Origin of the sequence: Pseudomonas sp. PA-7-1E (assembly GCF_021605325.1) — a bacterium.
Taxonomy (GTDB): Bacteria; Pseudomonadota; Gammaproteobacteria; order Pseudomonadales; family Pseudomonadaceae; genus Aquipseudomonas; species Aquipseudomonas fluorescens_BV.
In genome coordinates, this window is sequence record NZ_WKFA01000055.1 from 1 (window position 1) to 23,558 (window position 23,558).

20 protein-coding genes and 3 pseudogenes are annotated in these 23,558 nt (G+C 60.5%); 14 read left to right on the forward strand and 9 right to left on the reverse strand.

The window, feature by feature from the left end; genetic code table 11:
- Window positions 1-445, reverse strand: a 445-nt coding sequence (locus GIW79_RS24255) for an MFS transporter (RefSeq protein WP_236477424.1), incomplete at its 3' end; no start/stop codon positions are given.
- Window positions 446-805: 360 nt separating this feature from the next.
- On the opposite strand from GIW79_RS24255, the gene GIW79_RS24260 reads away from it, so the two are divergent.
- The 5 genes from GIW79_RS24260 to GIW79_RS24280 all read left to right on the forward strand — a co-directional run bounded on the left by GIW79_RS24260 (window position 806) and on the right by GIW79_RS24280 (window position 7,745).
- Window positions 806-1,792 (forward strand): diaminopimelate epimerase, encoded by a 987-nt coding sequence (locus GIW79_RS24260; RefSeq protein ID WP_089042736.1) that lies wholly within the window; start codon window positions 806-808, stop codon window positions 1,790-1,792.
- A gap of 285 nt (window positions 1,793-2,077) precedes the next feature.
- A complete protein-coding gene (gene tssI / locus GIW79_RS24265; RefSeq protein WP_054922309.1) occupies window positions 2,078-3,973 on the forward strand; it encodes a type VI secretion system tip protein TssI/VgrG in 1,896 nt (631 codons plus the stop codon).
- A complete protein-coding gene (locus tag GIW79_RS24270) occupies window positions 3,973-4,809 on the forward strand; it encodes a DUF4123 domain-containing protein (protein WP_054922307.1) in 837 nt (278 codons plus the stop codon). Before tssI ends, GIW79_RS24270 begins: the two co-directional genes overlap by 1 nt.
- Window positions 4,802-5,581 carry a hypothetical protein gene (locus GIW79_RS24275; protein ID WP_371262642.1) on the forward strand — a complete coding sequence of 260 codons (780 nt, stop codon included), beginning with the start codon at window positions 4,802-4,804 and terminating at the stop codon, window positions 5,579-5,581. The genes GIW79_RS24270 and GIW79_RS24275 overlap by 8 nt, the downstream gene beginning before the upstream one ends.
- A gap of 13 nt (window positions 5,582-5,594) precedes the next feature.
- The gene (locus GIW79_RS24280; RefSeq protein ID WP_054922305.1) at window positions 5,595-7,745 is read left to right on the forward strand and encodes a lipase family protein; all 2,151 of its coding nucleotides are present in this window, start codon (window positions 5,595-5,597) and stop codon (window positions 7,743-7,745) included.
- Window positions 7,746-7,754: 9 nt separating this feature from the next.
- Here GIW79_RS24280 and codA read toward each other — a convergent pair whose 3' ends face one another.
- The 4 genes from codA to GIW79_RS24300 all read right to left on the reverse strand — a co-directional run bounded on the left by codA (window position 7,755) and on the right by GIW79_RS24300 (window position 12,239).
- Window positions 7,755-8,990, reverse strand: a complete 1,236-nt coding sequence (codA, locus tag GIW79_RS24285) for a cytosine deaminase (protein ID WP_236454885.1) — start codon at window positions 8,988-8,990, stop codon at window positions 7,755-7,757.
- A 48-nt stretch (window positions 8,991-9,038) separates the two neighbouring features.
- A complete protein-coding gene (gene codB, locus GIW79_RS24290; protein ID WP_236454883.1) occupies window positions 9,039-10,307 on the reverse strand; it encodes a cytosine permease in 1,269 nt (422 codons plus the stop codon).
- 398 nt (window positions 10,308-10,705) lie between these two features.
- Window positions 10,706-11,062, reverse strand: a complete 357-nt coding sequence (queD, locus tag GIW79_RS24295; protein ID WP_003190259.1) for a 6-carboxytetrahydropterin synthase QueD — start codon at window positions 11,060-11,062, stop codon at window positions 10,706-10,708.
- Window positions 11,063-11,159: 97 nt separating this feature from the next.
- Window positions 11,160-12,239 carry a hypothetical protein gene (locus tag GIW79_RS24300; protein WP_054898802.1) on the reverse strand — a complete coding sequence of 360 codons (1,080 nt, stop codon included), beginning with the start codon at window positions 12,237-12,239 and terminating at the stop codon, window positions 11,160-11,162.
- Window positions 12,240-12,397: 158 nt separating this feature from the next.
- On the opposite strand from GIW79_RS24300, the gene GIW79_RS24305 reads away from it, so the two are divergent.
- From GIW79_RS24305 to GIW79_RS24320, 4 genes are read left to right on the forward strand one after another with little or no spacing between them, the layout of a single operon-like run.
- Window positions 12,398-12,700 (forward strand): PepSY domain-containing protein, encoded by a 303-nt coding sequence (locus GIW79_RS24305; RefSeq protein WP_034125808.1) that lies wholly within the window; start codon window positions 12,398-12,400, stop codon window positions 12,698-12,700.
- Window positions 12,700-13,011 (forward strand): PepSY domain-containing protein, encoded by a 312-nt coding sequence (locus GIW79_RS24310; RefSeq protein ID WP_003190266.1) that lies wholly within the window; start codon window positions 12,700-12,702, stop codon window positions 13,009-13,011. The genes GIW79_RS24305 and GIW79_RS24310 overlap by 1 nt, the downstream gene beginning before the upstream one ends.
- A complete protein-coding gene (locus GIW79_RS24315; RefSeq protein WP_034125807.1) occupies window positions 13,011-13,679 on the forward strand; it encodes a response regulator transcription factor in 669 nt (222 codons plus the stop codon). Before GIW79_RS24310 ends, GIW79_RS24315 begins: the two co-directional genes overlap by 1 nt.
- Complete coding sequence (locus GIW79_RS24320; RefSeq protein WP_198791575.1) at window positions 13,676-14,989, forward strand: sensor histidine kinase; 1,314 nt, start codon at window positions 13,676-13,678, stop codon at window positions 14,987-14,989. Before GIW79_RS24315 ends, GIW79_RS24320 begins: the two co-directional genes overlap by 4 nt.
- Window positions 14,990-15,246: 257 nt before the next feature.
- Here the strand turns inward: GIW79_RS24320 and GIW79_RS29895 are convergent, their stop codons facing one another.
- Window positions 15,247-16,002 (reverse strand): methyl-accepting chemotaxis protein, encoded by a 756-nt coding sequence (locus GIW79_RS29895; RefSeq protein ID WP_370694801.1) that lies wholly within the window; start codon window positions 16,000-16,002, stop codon window positions 15,247-15,249.
- A gap of 102 nt (window positions 16,003-16,104) precedes the next feature.
- Window positions 16,105-17,394, reverse strand: a pseudogene (locus tag GIW79_RS29900) (HAMP domain-containing protein); the annotation flags it as partial.
- A 229-nt stretch (window positions 17,395-17,623) separates the two neighbouring features.
- Between GIW79_RS29900 and GIW79_RS24330 the strand changes: the two are divergent.
- From GIW79_RS24330 to GIW79_RS29910, 4 genes and pseudogenes are all read left to right on the forward strand, one after another.
- A complete protein-coding gene (locus tag GIW79_RS24330) occupies window positions 17,624-18,943 on the forward strand; it encodes a Na+/H+ antiporter family protein (protein WP_164919368.1) in 1,320 nt (439 codons plus the stop codon).
- Window positions 18,944-18,965: 22 nt separating this feature from the next.
- Window positions 18,966-19,055 (forward strand): annotated as a pseudogene (locus GIW79_RS24335) (outer membrane lipoprotein carrier protein LolA); the annotation flags it as partial.
- Window positions 19,056-19,109: 54 nt separating this feature from the next.
- A pseudogene (locus tag GIW79_RS29905) lies at window positions 19,110-19,931 on the forward strand (cache domain-containing protein); the annotation flags it as partial.
- A 102-nt stretch (window positions 19,932-20,033) separates the two neighbouring features.
- Window positions 20,034-20,789 (forward strand): methyl-accepting chemotaxis protein, encoded by a 756-nt coding sequence (locus tag GIW79_RS29910; protein WP_370004746.1) that lies wholly within the window; start codon window positions 20,034-20,036, stop codon window positions 20,787-20,789.
- A gap of 22 nt (window positions 20,790-20,811) precedes the next feature.
- Here the strand turns inward: GIW79_RS29910 and trhP are convergent, their stop codons facing one another.
- Window positions 20,812-22,125 carry a prephenate-dependent tRNA uridine(34) hydroxylase TrhP gene (gene trhP / locus GIW79_RS24345; protein ID WP_057976626.1) on the reverse strand — a complete coding sequence of 438 codons (1,314 nt, stop codon included), beginning with the start codon at window positions 22,123-22,125 and terminating at the stop codon, window positions 20,812-20,814.
- Between the two features lie 172 nt (window positions 22,126-22,297).
- Here trhP and GIW79_RS24350 point away from each other — a divergent pair, with 172 nt between their 5' ends.
- Window positions 22,298-23,365, forward strand: a complete 1,068-nt coding sequence (locus GIW79_RS24350; protein ID WP_019818663.1) for an AI-2E family transporter — start codon at window positions 22,298-22,300, stop codon at window positions 23,363-23,365.
- 3 nt (window positions 23,366-23,368) lie between these two features.
- Here the strand turns inward: GIW79_RS24350 and GIW79_RS24355 are convergent, their stop codons facing one another.
- Window positions 23,369-23,551: a hypothetical protein gene (locus tag GIW79_RS24355; protein ID WP_034125803.1), complete on the reverse strand. Its 183-nt coding sequence runs from the start codon at window positions 23,549-23,551 to the stop codon at window positions 23,369-23,371.
- Window positions 23,552-23,558 lie beyond the last annotated feature (7 nt).

Genomic DNA, 23,558 nt, shown 5'->3' on the forward strand with positions numbered 1-23,558 from the left:
GGCTGAACAACCCGTGAAAGCCCGACATCATGGTTTTGCCACTGGCGCGCTCAACGATCACCGCTTGCAGGTTGACGGTGGAGTCCACGGTGCCCAAGCCCGCGCCAAACAGGAATAACCCCGCGATCAACAGCGGGATCGAACTGACAGTGGCCAGCATCGGCAGGGCCAGGCAGATCATCAGCGTCCCTGCGGTGAGCACGCGTCGGCAGCCAAAGCGAGATGCCAGCACGCCCGCAGCGGGCATCGCGATGATCGACCCCACCCCCAGGCACAACAACAGCAGGCCAAGGGTGCCTTCATTCAGATTTGCACGCGCCTTTGCGTACGGCACCAAAGGTGCCCAGGCGGCGATACCGAAACCTGCGATAAAAAAAGCGATGCGGGTCGACATCTGCTCCAGCCGCCCGGGAACCACGGGGGCAGGGGTGGGAATGGCAGTCATGAAAAATCCTTGGTTTGGCGTTCAACGAACGATGTCCGGCGCGACATCCTTGCACATCAGGCCCTCTCGAGCGAGCTGGGTTCCTTTTGTGATCAGGATTAAAAGCGCAGATTACGAGCATTTTTTTTACAAAAAATGGAACGCTTTGTCGTGGGGTAACCACGTAGGAATGGTCGAACCTGTAGGAGGTGGTCCGGAAGGTGTGTACTCCCTGCAGGAGTGGCTGAACCCCAGGTTCTTGCAGTGGCTTACTGCCTTTGCGCCCACCTCCCACAGATCGACCGTTCTGTAATACGCTGCTGTCCCGATGGTCGATAAGTGAGCGGACGAACCGATGAAAAATCTCTGGCTGGCGTGGTCATGACTCGGTTCTACGATGCACGCGGAAATATCTATGGGGTGGTCAGCCCGGCCCATTTGCGCGGTCTGGGTATCGATGTGCCCGAAAACGCCCGCTTGGCTGCAAGCACGCGCGAGATGTGGGCCGCGTCGGCCATTGCGTCCGAATGTGGCTGGGGTGCATTACCACCACCGGCCGGTGCAAAGGCGTATCGCTGTGATGGTTTGTTAGTCGGGCCATTTCAAGCACGGCCACCGTTTGATCTGCTGATCATCAATACCGACAGTTCTCTCGCCGAACGCAGTGGTAATGGCCTGACCATTTTTGCCCAGGCGTTAACCGACCAGGGGTTAATGGTGCACGGTAGCGAGTTGCGGGTGTATCACGACAAGCCGGATGCGGTATCGCCCGTGATCACCTGTGTCGAGCCGGCGAAGCATGAACAGGTGCCAGGCTTCTGGCTGGCGTTGGGCAGGCCCGAGTTTGGCCCCTTGGCGGTGGGGGCGGTCGGTGTGAGCCCTGTGGTCGCGGCACATCATGAATTCAGCCGCGTGGCGGCATTGGCGTCGATCAATGCGCAATGGGGAAACAGCCAATTTGTCCGGATAGGCAACCCTCATTGTGTGACGCTGGTTGAGGATGTGTCGGCGTTGCCGGGTAATGACACGATGCACCAGTTGGCACTTTTCAATCGGTTGAGGGCCATCGCTTTTGCACCGCCGGCAGGGTGCGGGCAACTCTGTGTTGGCGGGGTCAACCTGCAATGGGTTGCTCGAGACGCTGGCAATCGAGTCATCGCGCGCGTATTTGAGCGAGGAGAGGGGCCTACGGCGTCTTCGGGGACCAGCGCCAGTGCAGTAGCATGCGCGGCATGGCGCGCGGGTTGGATTGAGGGTGACGACGTAACGGTGGTGATGCCGGGTGGCACGGCGCCAGTGCGATTGCAGACCGAGTCTGGAAATGTGCTGAGTGTGAGTCTTTTCGGGACGGCGCGACTAACTATTTAGACCTCGGAACAGCAGGCGCCTTGAATTAGTGTCAGTCGTTTCCTTAAAGCTTAGTTGTAAATAGACAAGCAACAGTCCGCGTTTTCTGTTTGTTATGGGAAGTATTAATATTTTGTAAAAAGACACTTCCATCCTCGTTGTACGAAACTTCTTTTTTATTCGGTGCGGGCCGAAAATCGCCTGAAATCGCTAAGCTTGAGCATGTTCAGGTGCTTTTTTTCCAATCCAGTTGGCGTTGGCGAAAGAGAGTCGTTCAATCGAAAAGTTGATGGCGGGTAACAAAGGATGGTTAACAAGTTTCTTTCGTCATGTTTCAAATTGATCCTTTCAGAAATAAATACAGATCTTCAGGTAGTAGCGTTCAAAGGCAGCGAAGCCCTCGATCAACCTTACTTCATACAGGTGCAGTTAGTCAGCGAAGATCCTTCTCTTGACCTGGAGGCATTGCTTCATAAACCCGCCTATCTGGACTTCGGGGAAGCAGGGCAGGGCCTGCATGGGCACGTCTACGCCATCGGTCGGGACGATCCCGGTGCGCGACTCACCCGTTATCACATCACGCTGGCTCCACGTCTGGCATCCCTTGCCCATCGTTGCGACCAGCGGATTTTCCAGCAGCGCAGCGTACCGCAGATCATTGCGACGGTCCTCGAACACCACGGCATCTTCTCTGACGCCTATGCCTTTGAACTCGGGCCTGTGGTGTATCCGCCACGCGCGTTTTGCGTGCAGTACAGGGAGTCCGACCTGCATTTTATCCAGCGGCTGTGTGAAGAGGAGGGCATCCACTATCACTTTCGTCACAGCGTGGACAATCATCTGCTGGTGTTCGGTGATGACCAGACAGTATTTCGACGGTTGCCGGTGCAGCGGTATTGCTCGTCGCCTGATCCGGTGCTCCAGAGCCGTGTTGTACAGCGCTTCGACCTGCGATTGGAGACGCGCAGCCGGCGCACTGTACGTCGTGACTATGACTTCGAGCACCCTTCATTTCGCCTGCAAAAAGAGGCCGGTGCCCTGCAGGCGCAAGCTTTGGAAGACTATGCCTACCCTGCCGGTTTTAAGGGGCATGCGCGCGGCGCGCAGCTGGCGCGACGCGGCCTGGAGCGTCACCAGCGTGATCGCCACAGGGTGTTGGGCAAGAGCGATCAGCCGGCATTGCGCAGTGGTCACTTCCTTGAGCTATGTGATCACCCCGACCCACTCTGCAACGATTTATGGCTGCTGACTTCGGTGCGTCATGAGGGTTACCAGCCGCAGGTGTTGGAGGAGTCGATGGTTGAAGCCAGTGGATTCCAGGGCTATCGCAACCGATTCACCGCGACACCCTGGCGTGCAGTGCATCGACCGGCGCTCAAGCATCCCAGGCCAACGATCAGTGGCAGCCAGACCGCGACGGTAACCGGGCCTGCGGGCGAAGACGTGCATTGCGATGCCTATGGTCGGGTGAGGGTGCGCTTTCATTGGGATCGTGTGGACAACCGCGAGGGGGCGAGCAGTTGCTGGCTGCGCGTGGCGTCCGGTTGGGCGGGGGACGGGTTTGGTGCCATGGTGATTCCACGGGTAGGCATGGAAGTGCTGGTGAGCTTTCTGGAGGGCGACCCGGACCACCCTCTCGTCACGGGCTGCCTACCCAATGCATCACACCTGCCAGCCTATCCCTTGCCGCAGCACAAGACACGCAGCGTGCTGCGTAGCCGCAGCTCACCGGATGGCGGAGGGGCTAACGAGCTGCACGTTGAAGATCGACGCGGCGAAGAGCTCATCTACCTGCACGCCCAGCGTGACTTGGAACAACGGGTGGGTCATGACAGTCGCCTGGAGGTAGAGGGCGATAGCCTGACTCGCGTTGGCCAGAGCCTGGTGTTCGAAGCTGGGCAGCGGGTTCACCTCAAGGCGGGTGCCAGCCTGGTCATTGAGGCCGGTGCGCAACTGAGCTTGATGGCTGGCGGGGAACACTTGGTGATGCAAGCGGGCAGTATCTCAAGCAGCAGGCCCCTTACCCAGGCCGGTTCGTCGGGCGCAAACAGTTCGGCGAGCCCGGCTTTGTTCGCTGGCGCGCAGTTGTCGGCAGTGCAAAGCGTCGTCATGGACTTGGCCAGGCAACTTGACGCGGACTTTTGCCCCCTGTGCGAGCGCTGTCGCGAAGGCCTGTGCGATATCACGCAGAGGGCGGCTTGATGGACAGCTTGCCCCGTCGTTGGATGGCCCAACAGCTGCAGAACGGGCACCGATTGTGCCTGATAGTGGAAGGTGGCCACGAGGCTCGCCAGCCTCTATTGGCAGGTTGCGCCCCGTCGCACTATTGCAATCTCTATAGCGACACCGCCGCGGCGGAGCTGGCGGGTTCTGGCCCGATCATCCTCTTGCTTGAGCAGATCAATGAACCCGCCCTGGCTGATCTGTTGCAACGCCCCGAGTCAAACTGGGGGTGGCTCGCGAGCTTGTCGGCTACCGACTTGGCGGATGTGGCGCGCCATTGGCGCGAAAGGCTGCTGATAGGGCCAGAGGGCCAGCAGGCGCTTTACCGCATTCACGACAACCGCACCTTGGCCCGCGCCCTGGCCCATCTGGCCAAAGAGCATTGGCCGGTCTACCTCGGGCCGCTGATCAGTGTGTGCTATTGGCACGAAGGTCGTTGGTGCCATCACGAAAACCCTGCACCGGGCGATTACCCAGCGCCTCGGCTTCCGCCTTGGCTCGATACACCCAACCCCCAGGCCGAAGCCATCCTGAACGCCAATATCCTGCGTTACCTGTTGGCGGAACACAGTGAAGACCTGGCGGCATTGGTCGAATTCCAAGACCCAAGGATTTGGCTGGCCCAGGTACTGGCGCAGGCGCGCGCCTGGCAATGGCGGGAGCCGGAGAAGCTCGAATTTCTGGTGGTGCGTCGTTTGGCAGAGGCGACCCGAAGCAGTGTTATCCATTGGCAGCCGAGGGCCGGCGAGGCGCCAGGGGAGCATTTTGAACGAGTGGTGGAGCAGTGGCACAGGGAGGTAGGGAAAGGTGAATAGGTGGATAGGGTGGGTGTTGCTGGTTGTTGCGGCTGCGTGGCTTTCGGGGTGTACGGGGAGGACGGTGGAGCGTTTTACATTGGAGGTGGATTTGCCGGCGCAATTTGAACTTAAAACGGCTGCGAACTACCGGCCCGCAACGGGTGAGACCTGCACCTTGCCTCGGCGGCGAGGCAAAAGACCTGAGCGAAAAGTCTTTTTTACAGACTACAAGCCTGTGGCGAGCAGTGTGAGTTATGAGTTGCCACTGACTGAAACGGTAGACGGTTGTCCATTGGTCCTGCGCAGTGTGGAATTTGACTTCTATGCGAAGTGGGGGACACGGAGTACGGATGTGGGCGGGAATTTCGGGAGTATTTCCATTCGAGACCGTTTGGAGGCCGAGCTACCTGGGATGCCCGACTCGGGTGTGCAGGAAATACTTGGGCAATGTAAGTGGCACTTTCGGACCGTAGGGCCTTTGCATGCGATTAGAAAACTCCTGATCTGCAATTCATTGGATTCGATGGGTAACTTGCAAGAGTCGCGGGTAGGGGGCGTGGCGCAACGGCCGCAATTACCGGGGAAAAAGCTGAGGCTGGTGCTATCTGTCAGTGAGGATGAGTTACCTGCCTTTGATGATAGATGGGTAGCTGTGCCGGGTGGATGGCGGCGATGCAGAGGCAAGAGTTTCGAAGACCTTTTTGCATATTGCGCAGGTAACACCACGGACTTTAAACCCATAAAAATGCCGGACGGGCGCATATGCGACGTCTATCCAACATGCAAGTAACAAGGACGAATTCATGAAGCTGGATGCATGGAAGCAAGCTTTTTTCAGTGAACGAATGCCTGCTTGCGCATTGAAAGGGCACTGGGTAAGTTTTCGTTTGGTCGATATGGCAGGCAATGGAAAAGCCTATGGCGGACTGCCATTTTCGGTCCATGACAGTTCAGGGAGACAGTACGTCGGTAAATTGAATGGCGAGGGTTTTGCCAGGCTGCAAGATTTCTACTGCGGCCCTGTTGTTCTCATGTTGGATGATTTGTATAGCGGGACTGAGGAGCCGTACTACCAGCTAAGAACGCGCCGAACGTACAAACTGCCTATCACCGAACTTCAAATTCGCGCTGAGCGAACTTTTTTTGGTAGTGCTGGCGGCAGACGCGTTGAGGGGGGGCCTGCCTACCAAGAAGCGGATGGGTTTTATCAGGTTGAAGTAAGCGATTTGGTACGCCATAGCGCTCATTTGCCCCGACCTGCTTCGTCAGCTTTGCGTCCCAAGCGCCATGCACTGAAAATGTTGGCCGATCTGGGCTTCGGCCCGCCTCAGCCTTCATTGGTGGGTATCGTACTGTTCCCCAACAAGCACACCGTTCTGGAAGTGCGACCACTACGGGCCTTACGCCCCATCTTATCCACCGAAGACGGCTTCTGTGCCCTGAACCTATACCAACTGGCATTGTTTGCAGCGTTGAGTTACTGCGATTTTGGACAGGCCCCCGCCGAAAAACCATTAGACGAAGCCCGGTTTCCGTTGGATCCGAGCGTTGGAAATTTATTCGCTGAACAGCTTTCGGTGTATCACGAAGCCTGGCGAATTGATCCGAAGCAATCACACCGTTTTTACCCGATCTACGAAGATATTCCTTACTCCCAACGCTTCGAAATCCTGCCGTTCGATCCCGTGTTGTATCCCCAAAATCGCCCGGAACGAAACGAAGAGCAGGAGCATCCCGCACGTCTGCACTTTTTCGATGATGAAAAATTTGGCACTGATACCCAGGCCTTCATCACTCACCACGATCAGATCATCCTGATTTCTGTGCGAGGAACGGTCAGCCGTGCCGACGTATTACGCGACGCCGACGCCCATCAGGTGTCTTTCGACGACGGCGTTGGAAAAGCGCACGGTGGTTTTTACCAGGCCTACCGGGCTATGCGTGATTTCGTATTGCAATACCTTGATCAGTTTCATGTGGGCCAGCGCATCGTAATTTGCGGCCACAGCCTTGGAGGCGCCATTGCATTGCTGTTGGCCGAAGGGCTGCGCCGAGCCCAGGATGCCCATTACAACGTCCTTCTCTACACCTACGGCGCCCCCCGCGCCGCCGACTCTGAATTTACCGCCGGTGCCTCTTCCCTGGTCCACCACCGCATCGTCAACCACAACGACCCTGTCCCCAGCGTCCCGGCGCCCTGGATGAATACCACCGCCAAGCTCTGGATTCCCGGGGCCATCACGCTATTCAGCAATCCCGTACCCGGTGGCCTGTTGTTCGCCGCAGGGCTGGTGCGCGTGGGCGGTAACCCCTATCGACATCATGGCGAGCAATATCATTTCATGCCGATCACGCTCCCGGATGGCAGCCATTCTTCGGTGTTATGGAAGCCTGGCTGTGAATCCCTCCAAGAAGCGGGTTGCAACCGCGCATTGCAACTGCAGGGCGACATGCCCGACCGCGATAATTTGCTGAGGCAGCTGTTTCAAGCCGACCAGCACTTCATGACCACCAGCTACATCCCCGCGGCGTGGGCGACATTGCGCCGCTGGCAACAAACCCTGGAGAGTGAGGGCTCGTTGGTGACCCAGAGGGAATTCGAGCTGCTAGACCGGGCCTTTGAAGACATGCGCGAGCAACTACGGACCAAGCGGCGTGAACTTGCTCTGCGGCGCCCTGCCAATGATCGTAGCCATGAACCTACCGATGCCTTGAACGCAGAGATCGACCGTTTGCACACCAGCCGAGAGCGCTTGGCAAGCCTGCGCTGGCGTCGCCTGCAAGCCCGCGATGTCTACGGCAGTCATGCCTCTTCTGCACATCTGCAAGCGAGCCTCAAGCGTTGGTTCCGCCATCGCGAGAATCGTGAGCCGGCCCAATTCACCAGCGTCCCGCCGCCTTCCCACGATGAACAGGTACGGGTGCAAACGTTGGACATCGACTCAGTCGTCTAACCCACGCGGTTACATAAACTCTACCTGTGTCGGTTGCCGTTTCATCAGCACCTTGCCGTTGCGAATCGAGTACAACGGCAGGCCCTGGCTACGTATGACTTCGTAGTCGCTGTCGGCCGACAGGATCAGCAGGTTGGCCGGGCGACCTGCTTGCAACCCATAACGATCGCCCAGGCTCATGGCTTTGGCACTGTTGTCGGTGACCAGGTCCAGGGCGTTTTGCAAATTGCGGTAACCGAGCATATGACAGATGTGCAGACCGGCCTCCAGTACTCGCAGAATGTTGCCGTTACCCAGCGGGTACCAGGGATCGACGATGGAATCCTGGCCGAAACACACGTTCATGCCGGCCTCAAGCAGTTCGTTCACACGGGTGACACCACGGCGTTTCGGGAAGTTGTCGAAGCGGCCCTGCAGGTGGATGCTTTCGGTGGGGCACGAGACAAAGCTGATGCCGGAGTGTCCTAGCAGGCGAAACAGCTTGGCGCAGTAAGCATTGTCGTAGGAACCCATGGCGGTGGTATGGCTGGCGGTCACGCGGGCACCCATGTCGCGGCTGCGGGCTTCTTCCGCGAGGACTTCGAGAAAGCGTGAGTGGGGGTCGTCGGTTTCGTCACAGTGCACGTCCACCAGGCAGCCAGTACGCTCGGCCAGATCCATGAGGAACTTCACCGAACTCACGCCTTGGTCGCGGGTGTATTCGAAGTGGGGGATGCCACCGATCACATCGGCACCCAGGCGAATGGCTTCTTCCATCAACTCACGACCATTGCGGAAGGACTCGATGCCTTCCTGGGGAAAGGCGACGATTTGCAGGTCGATCAGGTGCGTGCTCTCTTCACGTACCTCCAGCAGGGCCTTGAGTGCGGTGAGGTCCGGGTCGGTGACGTCGACATGGGTGCGCACATGCTGGATGCCATGGGCGGCGAGGGCCTGAATGGTTTTTTTGGCCCGGGCCTTGGTGTCTTCCAGAGTAATGGTGGCCTTGCGTTCGCCCCAGCACTCGATGCCTTCAAACAGCGTACCGCTCATGTTCCAGCGCGGCTCGCCGGCGGTGAGGGTGGCGTCGAGGTGGATGTGGGGCTCGACAAAGGGCGGTATGACCAGGTTGCCGGCGGCGTCCAAGTCGCCGGCCATCAGTGTGGGCGCTCCGGTTTGCGCAGTGATGCTGGCGATCCGGCCATTTTCCAGGTGCAGATCATGCAGGCCTTCACGGTTGCGCAGGCGGGCATTGATGATGTGCATGGGCAAGTTCCTCTTGGCTAAAAAATCAGGCAGACAGCCGCCAGATCCTCAGGACGATACCGATGTCCAGGCGGTCATGGCGCGTAGTATGGCGCTGAGCAGCACATAGGTCAGCGATGCGGCAAAAATTCCCACCAACGGCGCGACCCACGGCGAGTTGAACGCGACCACGGTACCCACCCCATACGCGATCAGACCTGGCCAATTGAATGCCGGTAAGCGAGCCTCTGCCAAGCGTGGATATTGGCCGCGATAGCGATAGAAGAAGTCCGCCATGATCACGCCTCCTATCGGCGGGATGACCGTGCCCAGCAGGATCAGGTACGGCACCAACAGGTCGTACATGCCGAACAAGGCGAGCAGGGTGCCGATCACCGCGCCGGCCAGGGTCACGCTCTTGCGACGCTGGGTACGCAGCAGGTTGCAACCGGCGACGGCGAAGTTGTAGATGGTGTTGTCCTGGGTGCTCCAGATATTGAGCAGCAACATCGCCATCGCCGCCGTGGCGAAACCTTGCAGCAGCAAGACTTCCACTACATCCGGTTGCTGATAGACGATGGCGCCATAGGCCCCGATCAGCACCATCAAACCATTGCCGACAAAAAAGCCGATCAGGCTGGCCAGCACCGCAACCTTGGCCGAGCGCGAAAACCTCGTCCAGTTGGTGGCCTGGGTTGCCCCGCTGACAAAGGTCCCGAACACCAGGGTGATGGCGGTGGACAAGTCCAGCTCGGCGCTGGGCACCACCGCCAGCAGCCCCTCCAGCCCGCCGACCTTTACAGTGGCGACCCACATCGACAGCAGCAACAGGAGCCCCATGGCCGGCACCGCGATGTAGGACAGGATTTCCAAGCCGCGATACCCCACGTAGGCGGTGGCGCAGAACAGTAAGCCAAATACCACCATCAGCCCCAGCACACTGCCCTGGCTCAATTGGAAATACTTGCCCAATACCACCGCAGCCGTGGCCGTGCCCCAGGCATACCAGCCGATCTGGGTAAAACCGAGGATCAAGTCACTGAGCTTGCTGCCCACTTCGCCAAAGCAGAAACGCCCCATCAACACCGAGTTCAAGCCGCTCTTGAACGCGATGTAACCCAAGCCTGCGGCGTAGATACCCAACAACAGGTTACCCAGGGCCACGACGCCGAGCATGTCGATGAAGCTGAACGCCACCCCCAGCTTGCCGCCGGCGAACATGGTCGCGGTAAAAAAGGTGAACCCCAGCAACACCATGGCCGTAGAGGCCAGACCCTTGCGCGCGTGCAAGGGGACTTCGCTGAGAGGGTAGTCGTTGCCGGGGTCTTGTTGCGTCATGGGGGCTGCTCCCTGAGTGGTGACCCAGGTCGTGTGCATCCTGCGTGCCAATGCAGGTGCAGGCAGGTATGCGCTGACGGAGTAAGCCCTTTATAAGGCCGCCTCCTCCCAGTCAGCGCAAAAGCAGTGCAGCGGTGAGCCAAACTGGCTCAGTCGATCGGCGTCTGTGCGGGTTTTCCTAATGGATCAGCCCGCCGCTTCGAAAAAAAACACCTACAGTTGGCAATGCCAGCCAATTAAGAGCTAGAGCGAACAAACAGTGACCTGTGGCGAGGGAGCTTGCTCCCGTTGGGCTGCGTAGCAGTCCCATCTTTTGGGGCCGCTTCGCGACCCAGCGGGAGCAAGCTCCCTCGCCACAGTGACATTCCCCGCAGGTGGTCTTTTCAACACTCGATCACTTACTCGCCGCGATAAATGCACCCACTGGTGCAGGTCTCGTGGATACGGATCGCACTGAGTTCCGGCAACAAGGGTTTCAGTTCATTCCAGATCCACTTGGCCAGTACTTCGCTGGTGGGGTTTTCCAGGCCCGGAATGTCGTTGAGGTAGTTGTGGTCGAGGCGTTCATAGAGCGGCTTGAAAATCGCCTTGATCTCCGAGAAGTCGCGAATCCAGCCGGTATGGGGATCCAGATCGCCGCTCAGGTGGATGGCCACCTTGAACGAGTGCCCATGCAGACGCCCGCATTTGTGGCCTTCCGGTACGTGGGGCAGGCGATGGGCGGATTCGAATGTAAATTCCTTGAAGATTTCCACAGTGTTTTCAGCTCGGTCAGGTGTCTGGCAGGCGGCGAGTTTAACAGCTTGATCAACCTCTGCGCATACCGCCCCTCGGCCGCAGGCGCCCATGCGGTCAAAGGGCTAGCAAACGGTCGCCGAGCTTGCCGTTATCCGCCAATGCCAAAAACTCATCCCCCAGCCGTTGGCTCTCGCTCATGGCAGTTTGCCAATATTTGTTACGGCCAGGGTCATCGCCCATAAAGCGCTTGAAGTCGCTGCGGTCTGGCAGCTTGCCGTGGGGCAGGCGGGCCAGGTAGTCCCTGGACGGCGCCAGCAGTAATACATCCTGCAAACCTTGCTGGTTGCTGCGCCGCCATGGCAGGCCCTTGTCGAACCAGCCGGGGATGACCCGGTCAGTAAAATGCGGATACAACACGATGTCATCGCCGTGGTAGGGCAGGTCGAGGTGGTAGTCCAGCAGGCCGCCGTCGCGGTAGGTGCCGGCCCCGGCCCCAGGCAGGTCGCGCACGCCTTGCATGACCATGGGGATCGAGCCGGACGCGAGCAACGCCTGGCGCAGGTTACCCACGTCCAGGGTGAGGAAGCGCGAGGGGAAATCCTTCAGGGGGTGTACAGGGGGCGCCTGGCGCGGGTCGTGGATGATCAGCCGCTCGAAATGCCGCGACAGCCGTGCGCGGCCCCGCAGGTTATCGGCAATCACCGATGACAGGCCCAGCCCCAGCCGCCCACGGTGGTCATCGGCGAGCAAACCGTGGCTCTTGACCACCATGATGTTCAGCCGATAGTCGGGGTTGTCCAGCACCCGCGCATCGCGCCCGGCCAGCAGGTCGTCGAGCATGCGTTGGCAGCTCTGGCTGACTTGCGCCATGGTCACGCCTTTGGCAAAGCGCTGCTCGTTGTACAGCCGGCCCAGGTCGAGCAAACCTTGCACCGGGTCGGGCAGGCAGGCGCTGGCAAACCGCCAGGAGCCAATGGACGCGCCGATCAGCGCACGCTCGCGCGGCGCACGGGGCAACCAATCACCGAACAGCGCCAGGTCGAGCCCTTGGATACCCAGGGCCTTGGGGCCGCCAGCCGCCCCGGGGAGGATACCGACGTCGGCAGGCGCAAGGCCCTGCTCGCGAATGCGGGTGATGGCGCGTTTACCGGCCTTGAGGGTCAAGGCCGGGAACTTGATATGGATGGCGGTCATACCGGTCTCTGTTGAGGCGAGCGGGGCAGTATAGGAAATCTCGCAGGCAGTGGGAAAAATGGCTCGACTGAAATTGCCATGGTGGCAATTCAGTTTCAGTTAAGTTGCAGCGCGTACCGTGGCCGGCGTAGGAAAACATCATGTAACGGAGACTTATCATGAAGCGCCTCACTGCCCTGGGCGCCGCCGCTATCATCCTCGTTACGGCGACCCCGGCCGCCGCCGTGGACCCCGACAAGCCACTGATCGTGCCGGCCACTGTTACAATTGTCGCTTTCGATCAATTGGAAGCTACGGCCCTGGCCCTTCACCCTGGTTCGACGCTGCTGGACACCGATTTGGATGAGGAATACGGCAAGTACGTCTATGAAGTCGAGCTACGAGATGCAGACGGCATTGAATGGGATGTTGAATTGAACGCGCTCACCGGGCAGGTTCTCAAGAATCATCAGGATACGTAATGAAGGTAAATTTACGCGTCGGCAGTCGCGTGGCGCTGGTGCTCATGGTGTTTTGTTCCAGCCTCGCGGCCCGCGACCTCAATCAGGACGAAGCCCTGGCCCTGCGCCAACAAGGCGTCATCCTGCCATTGGAACAGCTGTTGCAGCAGGCCATGGCGCGATACCCCGGCTCACGGCTGCTGGAAGCCGAACTGGAAAAGAAACACGGGCAATACGCCTATGAAGTGGAACTGGTGACCACCGAGGGCGTGGTGCGCGAGATCAAGCTGGATGCCACCAATGGCGACCTGATCAAAGATGAGGAAGACTGATGCGCCTGCTCCTGGTGGAAGACAACGTGCCCCTGGCCGACGAACTGATGGCCGGCCTGCAGCGCCAGGGCTACGCGGTCGACTGGCTGGCCGATGGCCGCGACGCCGTGTATCAAGGACGCAGCGAGCCGTATGACTTGATCATCCTTGACCTTGGCCTGCCCGGTTTACCCGGGCTTGAAGTGCTGGCGCAATGGCGCGCCGCCTCGTTGGCCATACCAGTGCTGATCCTCACGGCCCGCGATTCCTGGGCCGAGCGTATCGAAGGGCTCAAGGCCGGCGCCGATGATTACCTGAGCAAACCCTTTCACCCCGAAGAGCTGTACCTGCGCATCCAGTCGCTGCTGCGCCGCTCCCATGGCCAGACGAACCAGCCCACCCTGCAAGCTGCCGGCCTGCATCTGGATGAAGGGCGCCAGTGCGTGCTACGTGACGGCGCCGAGATCCAGCTGACGGCTGCCGAGTTTCGTTTGTTGCGCTATTTCATGCTGCATCCCGAACAGATCCTGTCCAAAAGCCACCTGGCCGAACACTTGTATGACGGCGAGACCGAGCGCGACTCCAATGTGCTGGAGGTGCACGTCAACCATCTAAGGCGCAAATTGGGCCGCAGCGTGATCGAGACCCGGCGTGGCCAGGGCTACCGTTTCGGCGCCACCCCGGCATGAGGTCGATCCAGCGGCGCTTGAGCCTGGGGTTGATCAGCGTGATGGTGATTGTCGGCGTGGTGCTGGCGCAAACCAGCCTGTGGTTGTTCGAGGCGGGTTTGCAACGCTACCTTGAAGCGGGCTTGCGCAACGACAGCGAAAATCTGCTGGTGGCGCTGGTGCGTGGGCCCAACGGCGTGCAGTTGGATGAGCAACGCCTGTCGCCGGCGTACCAGCGGCCGTTTTCCGGGCATTACTTTCGTATCGACTTTGCCGATGTGCATTGGCGCTCCCGTTCATTGTGGGACCAGGAACTGCCCCGGCTCCCGGTGGCGGGGCTCAAGGGCAACCTGCAACTGGGGCCCGAAGGCCAGCAACTGTTGGTGCTGCGCTCGGACTACAAGCGCTTCGGCCAATCGATTTCCATCAGCGTGGCCCAGGACTACACGCCTGTGCGCGAAAGCTTTCGCCTGATGCGCCAGGTCGGCCTGGTGATGGGGCTGGCGGCGCTGCTGTTGGTGCTGATCCTGCAACGGGTCACCGTGCGCCGTGCCCTGCGCCCCCTGGAGACCGCACGCAACCAGATCGCCCAACTGCAACAAGGCCAGCGCTCGCAACTCGACACTCAAGTGCCGCTTGAGCTGGAGCCCCTGGTGGCGCAGATCAACCACCTGTTGGCGCACACCGAAGACAGCCTCAAGCGCTCCCGCAACGCCCTCGGCAACCTGGGGCATGCGCTGAAAACCCCGCTGGCAGTGTTGTTGAGCGCCGCCTCCAGTGACGCCCTCAAGGATCATCCGCAACTGAGCCAGTTGCTGCGCGAGCAATTGGAGCAGGTGCAGCAGCGCCTCAACCGTGAACTCAACCGTGCGCGCCTGGCGGGCGATGCCTTGCCGGGCGCGTTGTTTGACTGTGAACAAGAGCTGCCCGGTTTACTGGCCACCCTGCGCATGATCCACGGCGAACACCTGGACCTCAGCTATCAGGTGGCGCCGGGCCTGCAACTGCCCTGGGACCGTGAAGACCTGCTGGAACTGCTGGGCAATCTGTTGGACAACGCCTGTAAATGGGCGGACGCCGAGGTATGCCTGAGCGTCAGCGAGACGCCACAGGGCTATCGGCTGGCGGTGGAAGACGACGGCCCCGGCATCCCTGAGGCTCAGCGCGACCAAGTATTCAGCCGTGGCGCACGCCTGGATGAGCAAAGGGTTGGCCATGGCCTGGGTTTGGGGATCGTGCGCGACATTGTTGAGGTGTGGGGTGGGGTGTTGCAACTGCAGGAGAGTGAGCTGGGTGGGCTCCAGGTATTGATCCAGTTGCCACGCCGCTGACACTGGCACACCGCTGCTCAAAATGTGGGAGCTGGCTTGCCTGCGATCGCATCGACTCGGTTTACCTGGAATACCGAGGTGTCTGCATCGCCTACTGTAGGAGCGAGCTTGCTCGCGAAAAACGTCAACGATAACGCGTGCTTGCTGAATGAACGCGGCGCCTGTGAGTTTTTCGCGAGCAAGCTCGCTCCTACAAAAAAACCTTAACGGACTGGCATTGGGGCAAGCCCGGCTCCCACAGAAAAGCCTAGCTACATTCAGACCCTGAACTGATCCATCAACCCCTGCTGCTGGTTCGCCAGGCTGTTCAACGCCTGGCTGACCCGCGCCGATTCATTGGCCTGCTCCGACAACGATTCGGTCACATCGCGAATGGTCGCCACGTTGCTGTTGATCTCTTCGGCCACGGCGCTTTGCTCTTCCGCGGCGCTGGCGATTTGCAGGTTCATGTCGCTGATCACCGTGACCGCATCGCCAATCTGGCGCAAGGCGGTGACGGCCTGGCCGACCTGTTCGACGCTGCCCTGGGCCTGGCGATAGCTGTTGCCCATGGAGCCGACCACGTCGCTGGTACCGGTTTGCAATTGTTCGATCACCAGGCGGGTTTCTTCCACCGATTCCTGGGTGCGCCGTGCCAGGTTGCGCACTTCGTCGGCGACCACGGCAAAACCGCGGCCGGCTTCACCGGCGCGAGCGGCTTCGATGGCGGCGTTGAGCGCCAACAGGTTGGTCTGCTCGGCGATGCCGCGAATCACTTCGAGCACCGAGCCGATCTGTTCGCTGTTGGCGGCCAAGCCTTCAACTTGGGTCATGGCGGTGCTCATGTCGGCGGCGAGCTCGCCAATGTTGGCGGTGGTGCGGTCGATAACCGTCAAGCCTTGGCGAGTCGCCTGGTCGGCATCTCGGGCGGCTTGGGCCGCTTGGGCGGCGCTGCGGGCCACGTCCTGGGCGGTGGCGCTCATTTCGTGGGACGCGGTGGCCACCTGATCTACCTGACGGTACTGCTGCTCCATGCCGGCGCTGGTTTGCGTGGCAATGGCCGCGGACTGGTCGGCAGTGCCGCGGGCGTCCTGCACCGAGCGTTTGACCTCGGCAATGATCGGCTGCAGCTTATCGAGGAAGCGGTTGAACCAGCCGGCCAATTGGCCCAGTTCGTCCTGTTTGGCATAGGCCAGGCGCCGGGTCAGGTCGCCTTCACCGCTGGCGATATCCTCAAGCATGTGCGCCACGCCGAGGATTGGCCGGGTCACGCTGCGTGCCATCAGCCACACCAGGATCAAGCCGGCCACGGCGGCCAGCAGGCCGAGGCCCAGTTCCAGCAGAGTGCCTTTGGCGTTGTCGGCGTCCAGCTGGTTTTTCAGCGCTTCGGCGGGGGCAACCAGGACTTTTTCCGGTACATCCAGCAATACGCCCCACGCCTTACCGCCGGGAATCGGCGCAAAAGGCGCCAGTACCTTGAGTTGGTGGTCGGTGCGCAGGCTGCGGGTCTGGGTACTGCTGGCCAAGGCACTGGTCAGCTGTGCGCCGCTGGCCGGGTCAACCTGCTCCAGGCGTTGGCTGAGTTTGCTGGCATCCGGGCTGTAGCCAGCCAATAAGCCAGTGGCGCTGAGGATGCTGACCTGGGTCTGGCCGTCGTACAGTTTCTGGCTGGCCTGTTGGCTGACCGCCTGCAGGCTGTTGAGGTTGATATCCACCGACAGCGAGGCGATGACTTTGCCATTGACCATCAGCGGGAACACGATGCTGGTCATCAGCACGTTCTGGCCGTCGATCACGTAGAAGTAGGGCTCGATCACGCAGGGTTTGAGAGTCGTGCGCGGGCAGGTGAACCAGGCGTTGGCCTTTTCGCCGCTGGGGCCGATGGAGGTGTCGGCCATGTCGCTCTCGGGCAGCGCCATCGAGGTGATTTCCCCCGGTGTCGGTTGCGACCAGTACAGCGCGAAACGGCCTTTGTCATTGCTGCCCAGTTCCGCCTGATTGGCGAACAGTTCGTCCTTGCCGTCCAGCGCATTGGCTTCGAACACCAGGGACAGGCCGAGCAGGTCGGGGTTGGCCTGCAGGGCGGCCTTGACCTGGCGGGTCAGGTCTTCACGGGTGTCGAAGGCATCGAGAAAGCGCTTCTCGGCCTGTTCGCGCAAAAACAACACCTGGCGGGAAAAGCCATGGCCGTACTGGTAAGCATCCATGAACTGCTGGCGAATGCCCAGCGCTTGCACTTCGCCTTGGGCCTCGATGCGCGACTGGGCGGCTTCGTCGAGCATCTGCATGCTGGACGCCTTGACCTGCTGCGAGCTCTGCGCCATGCGATACAGCGACAGACCCACCAGCAGGGTCACGATCCCCAGCAGGCAGAGGCCCGCCAGCAGGGTGATTTTCCATTGAATGGAGAGCTGCCTGAGCGACATCGGGACATCCTTACCTGAAAGCACATAGAGACAGCGTATCGGCCAGTGCCTGTAATTCTTTATCCGTGCAGAGGGCTTTGCCTCACCACAGTTTTTGACATGGCAGCCCAGCTCCTGCAAAGTGCGCGCCCTCTAATAAGACCTCTTTCAAGCCTGCACGCCGGCAGCTGTTCCCATGGGCCGCGCGCGGGCATGCCTGTCTTTTTTGTTTCTGCTTGAGGTAACCATGATTAACGCAGTCATCGCCGCGGTCGGCACCATGCTGGTACTCAGCCTGTCCCGCGTGCATGTGGTCATCGCCATTATCGTCGGCGCCCTGGTGGGCGGCTTGACCGGTGGCCTGGGCATCGAGGCCACGCTCAAGGCCTTCAACGGCGGGCTGGGCGGTGGCGCAACCGTGGCCTTGTCCTACGCATTGCTCGGGGCTTTCGCCGTGGCGATTGCCAAGTCCGGGCTGGCCCATGCGTTGGCGGACAAAGCCTTGCTGCTGGTGGACCGCCAGGACGCCAGCGGTGGCAACCACGTCAAATGGCTGCTGATCGGCCTGTTGTGGGTGGTGGCAATTGCCTCGCAGAACATTCTGCCGATCCACATTGCGTTTATTCCGCTGCTGGTACCGCCGCTGCTGTATGTGCTGACCAAGCTGCAACTGGATCGTCGCCTGATCGCCTGCGTGATGACCTTCGGCCTGATCACCCCGTACATGTTTCTGCCGGTGGGCTTTGGCAATATCTTCCTCAATCAGATCCTGCTGGCCAACGTCGCCAAGAGCGGGGTGGATATCAGCGGGGTCAATGTCACCCACGCCATGGGCTTGCCGGCGCTGGGCATGGTGGTCGGCCTGCTGGTGGCGGTGTTGATCAGCTACCGCAAAAAGCGTGTGTACGACCTGAAGAAAATCGAACGTGTCGAGCAAGTGGCAGTGCAGTACAACCCGCTGACCCTGCTGGTGGCCGGCCTGGCGATTGCTTCAGCGTTCATCATCCAGCTGTGGCTGGACTCGATGATCATCGGCGCCCTGGCCGGGTTCCTGATCTTCTCGGTGTCGGGCATCGTGCGCTGGCGCGACACCGATGACCTGTTCACCGAAGGCATGAAAATGATGGCGATGATCGGCTTCATCATGATCGCGTCCTCAGGCTTTGCCGAAGTGCTCAAGGCCACCGGTGACGTGAATTCGCTGGTGCAAACCTCGGCGGCGTTCATCGGCCACAGCCGGGGCGTCGGCGCGTTGTTGATGCTGCTGGTGGGGTTGTTGGTGACCATGGGCATCGGTTCATCGTTTTCCACGGTGCCGATCCTCGCGGCGATTTTCGTGCCGCTGTGTGTGCAGTTGGGCTTCAGCCCGGTGGCCATCGTGTGCATCGTTGGTACCGCCGGTGCCTTGGGCGACGCCGGTTCGCCTGCCTCGGACTCCACCCTCGGCCCCACCTCCGGCCTGAACATCGACGGCCAGCACCACCATATCTGGGACACCGTGGTGCCGACCTTCCTGCACTACAACCTGCCGCTGCTGGCGTTCGGCTGGCTGGCCGCGATGACGCTCTGACGAGGTTCCTGTAGGAGCGAGCTTGCTCGCGAAAAGCGTCAACGATAACGCGGGCAACCTGGCACCCCGCAGTGCTCTCAGGTTCTTCGCGAGCAAGCTCGCTCCTACAGTAATCGCTCACATGGCCGTTAACCTCTCAAGTCGCCACTAACAAGAGAGAAAAGCCATGCGTCTGAGTTTGAAGGCCAAAGTCCTGGCCCTTGCTGTCGTGCCGGTGTTGTTGTTTGCCGTGGTCATCAGCTTGACCACCGTGTGGATTCTGCAGGGCCAGGCCCGCAACGAGGTGGATGAAACCCGTCAGCGCCTGCTCAACGACGCCAAGGCCACCCTGCAAAGTTATGTCGAGGTAGCCATGACCACCATCAAGCCGCTCTACGACGCGGCAGCCCCCGGCGACAGCGCGGCGCGGGCGCAGGTGGTCAAGTTGTTATCCAATACCAGCTACGGCAAAGACGGCTATTTCTTCGGCTACGACTCCGAAACCATCCGCCTGTTCAAGGGCAACAGCCCGGACGGCGTGGGCAAAAGCTTCAAGGACAACCGCGACCCCAACGGCGTCTACGTCAACCGCGACCTGGTCAAGGTTGGCAAGGACGGCACCCACTACCTGCAATACAGTTCGACCCAGCCCGGCCAGACCGAACTGGTGCCCAAGCTCGGCTATACCGAGTACCTGCCCAAGTGGGACATGGTGATCGGCACCTCGGTGAACCTTGATGGCATCGACGCCCAAGTGGCGGTGGTGCAGGCAAAAGTCGAGAAGCGCATGCAAGGCGTACTGTTGAGCATCCTCGGCGTGGCCGTGGTGGTGTTGCTGGTGATCGCCGCCGTGGGCATGCTGCTGGCCAATACCATCCTGCGCCCGCTGCACCTGATGAAGGCCAACCTCGATGACATCGCCGCGGGTGAAGGCGACCTGACGCGCCGCCTGGCCATTACCAGCCAGGATGAACTCGGCGATCTGGCCGGTGCATTCAACCGCTTTGTCGATAAAATCCACGGCCTGGTGCGCCAGATCACCGACATGACCGCCCAACTCACCGGGCTGGTGAGCCAGGTGTCCGACCAGGCCCAGCGCTCAGAGCAGGCCATGGAACGCCAGCGCCACGAGACCGACCAGGTGGCCACCGCGATCAACCAGATGTCCTCGGCGGCCCACGAAGTGGCACGCAGTGCCCAAGGCGCCGCCGTCGCTGCGCAGCAGACCGACGCCGAAGGCCAGGCCGCCAAGCGGGTGGTGGACGGCAGCATCGCGCAGATCCATGCGCTGGTGAACGACATTCGCAGCAGCGGCGTGTCCCTGGACAGCCTGCAGCAGGATGTGTCGTCAATCGTCAGTGTGCTCGGCGTGATCCGCTCTATCGCCGAGCAAACCAACCTGCTGGCGCTCAACGCTGCCATCGAGGCCGCACGGGCCGGGGAGGCTGGGCGTGGCTTTGCCGTGGTCGCCGATGAAGTGCGTGCCCTGGCCAGTCGCACCCAAACCAGCACCCAGGAAATCCAGGGCATGATCGATCGCCTGCAAAAAGGCACCGAGGCGGCCGTGGACGCTATGCGCCGCTCCAGCGATGCCGGCGACGGCACCTCGGCCCAGGCCAACCAGGCCGGCGCGTCCCTGGACACCATGGCGCAACTGATTGGCACCATCAACTCAATGAACGCCCAGATTGCCAGCGCCGCGGAAGAGCAGACCGCCGTGGCGGAAGAGATCAACCGCAGCGTGCATCAGATTGCCGTAGCGGTGGACAGCGTGGCGGACGAAACCCAGTTGGGCGCTCAGACGTCTCGCAGCCTGGCAGATCTGGGCCAGCGCCTCGGGCAGTTGGTAGGCCAGTTCAGGATCTGATCCATCCAACCCACGGCAGGGTTTAAACGTCGCGCATCAGCAGGCCAAAACGCAGGTCCATCTGCGCCGGAATCGGCACATACACCGTATGCCCGTCCCCCGGCGCCACCTCAATGCTTTCGCCCTTGGCGTTATGCAGGCTCGGCAAGTCAAAATGAAAATTGCCGGCGGGCGTCATCAACTCCAGGTGGTCGCCCAGCACAAAGCGATTCTTCACCTTCACCTCGGCCAACGCGCCACGGCGCTCGCCGGTCAGCTCCCCGACAAACTGCTGGCGCTCGGAAACCGAGCTGCCGTTCTGGTAGTTCTGGTATTCATCGTGCACGTGGCGGCGCAGGAAACCTTCGGTGTAGCCACGCTGGGCCAGGGACTCGAGGTTGGTCATCAAGCCGCGGTCAAACGCCCGGCCGGCCACTGCGTCATCGATGGCCTGGCGGTACACCTGGGTGGTGCGCGCGCAGTAGAAGTGGGACTTGGTGCGGCCTTCGATCTTCAACGAATGCACGCCCATCTGTGCCAGGCGCTCCACATGCTGCACGGCCCGCAGGTCCTTGGCGTTCATGATGTAGGTTCCGTGTTCGTCTTCGAAAGCGGGCATGGGGTCATCGGGGCGATTGGCCTCTTGTAGCAGGAACACCTTATCGGTGGGTGTGCCGATGCCCAATGTGGGTTGATATTCATGGACGATATCGCCAGTGGCATTCTCCACGGCCGGCGTGGCCTGGTATTTCCAGCGGCAGGCATTGGTGCAAGTACCCTGGTTGGCATCGCGTTTGTTCATATAGCCCGACAGCAGACACCGCCCGGAATAGGCCATGCACAAGGCGCCATGTACAAACACCTCCAACTCCATCGTCGGCACCTGCTGGCGGATTTCGCCAATCTCTTCCAGAGACAGCTCCCGCGACAGAATCACCCTGCAAATGCCTTGTTGCTGCCAGAACGCCACGCTGGCCCAATTCACCGTATTGGCCTGCACCGACAGGTGGATCGGCATCTGCGGGAAGTGCTGGCGCACCAGCATGATCAGCCCAGGATCGGACATGATCAGCGCATCCGGGCCCATGGCGATCACGGGCGCCAGGTCCTTGAGGAAGGTCTTGAGCTTGGCGTTGTGCGGCGCAATGTTCACCACCACGTAGAAGCGCTTGCCCAGGTCATGGGCTTCCTGGATGCCGAGGGCCAGGTTGGCGTGGTCGAACTCGTTATTGCGCACCCGCAGGCTGTAGCGCGGCTGGCCGGCGTAGACCGCGTCGGCACCGTAGGCGAAGGCGTAGCGCATGTTTTTCAGGGTGCCGGCGGGAGCGAGCAGTTCGGGGGCAGTTATCGGGCGCATGGGTGTGGGTCGCAAAAAGGCGCGAGGGTAGTGCTGGAGCGATAACGGGATATTGACCCAGGTCTAAATAACGCGATCTATGCTTGTTCGATAAACAAGGGCACTCCCACGTTTGGCTGCGGACTAAGCAACAGGGCCGCCATCGGCCCTGTTTTTCTGACATGGACCGGACATGAATCAAACCAACCTGCAATTCAAAACCCTGTTGCTGCTACTGGCCTTGGTCACCGTGGCTTTTATCTGGATATTGCTGCCGTTCTACGGTGCGGTGTTCTGGGCGGTGATCCTGGGCATTATCTTTGCGCCGATGCAGCGCCGCCTGCAGCAACGTTTTAGCTGGAACCGCAACCTGACCTCCCTGACCACCTTGATGGTGTGCCTGGTGATCGCGATTCTGCCGGTGATCATCACCAGTGCTTTGCTGGTGCAAGAGGGGGCCACGCTCTACAAAAACATCGAGAGCGGCAAACTCGACGTAGCGGGTTATATCGAGCAATTCAAGAACGTTTTACCGCCGTATTTCCAGCAGCTGCTCGACCGTTTCGGCATGGGCAACCTTGAAGGGCTGCGGGAAAAGGTCGTCAAGGGCGCGATGCAGGGCAGTCAGTTCTTTGCCTCTCAGGCGTTCAGCTTCGGCCAGGGTACGTTTGATTTCCTGGTGAGCTTTTTCATCATGCTGTACCTGCTGTTTTTCCTGCTGCGCGATGGCCCGGAACTGGTACGCAAGGTGCGCACGGCAGTACCGTTGGCCGAGCCGCAAAAGCGTCGCCTGCAGCTCAAGTTCAACCGCGTGGTGCGCGCCACGGTCAAGGGCAACGTGCTGGTGGCTGTGACCCAAGGTGCGCTGGGAGGCTTGATCTTCTGGTTCCTGGACATCCCGAGTGCCTTGCTCTGGGCCGTGCTGATGGCGTTCCTGTCACTACTGCCAGCGGTGGGTGCCGGGCTGGTCTGGGGGCCGGTGGCGGTTTATTTCCTGTTGAGCGGTTCGATCTGGCAGGGCGTGGTGCTGGGGCTGTTCGGGGTGTTCGTGATTGGCCTGGTGGACAACGTGCTGCGCCCGATCCTGGTGGGCAAGGACACCAAGATGCCGGACTACCTGATCCTGATCTCGACCTTGGGCGGCCTGTCGGTGTTCGGCCTTAACGGCTTTGTCATCGGGCCGCTGGTGGCAGCGTTGTTCATGTCGTGCTGGGCGTTGTTCGTCGAAACCAAGCCGCGGGTCAAGTTGCCATTGCCTTAGCTTTCAGGCCTCGAGCCTGAAGTCGGTTGCCATTCGGCGCTGTGTTTCGGCATCGGATAACGAAGTGAGCGGGCCGCTGATCGGCTCGCCATCGCGCACAACGTACCAGCAGGCGAGCAAGCCCAGTTTGCGCAGAGGGGCGGGGACGGCGCTGCCGATGACGGACATGATTTGAATAGTGGGCATAAGTACC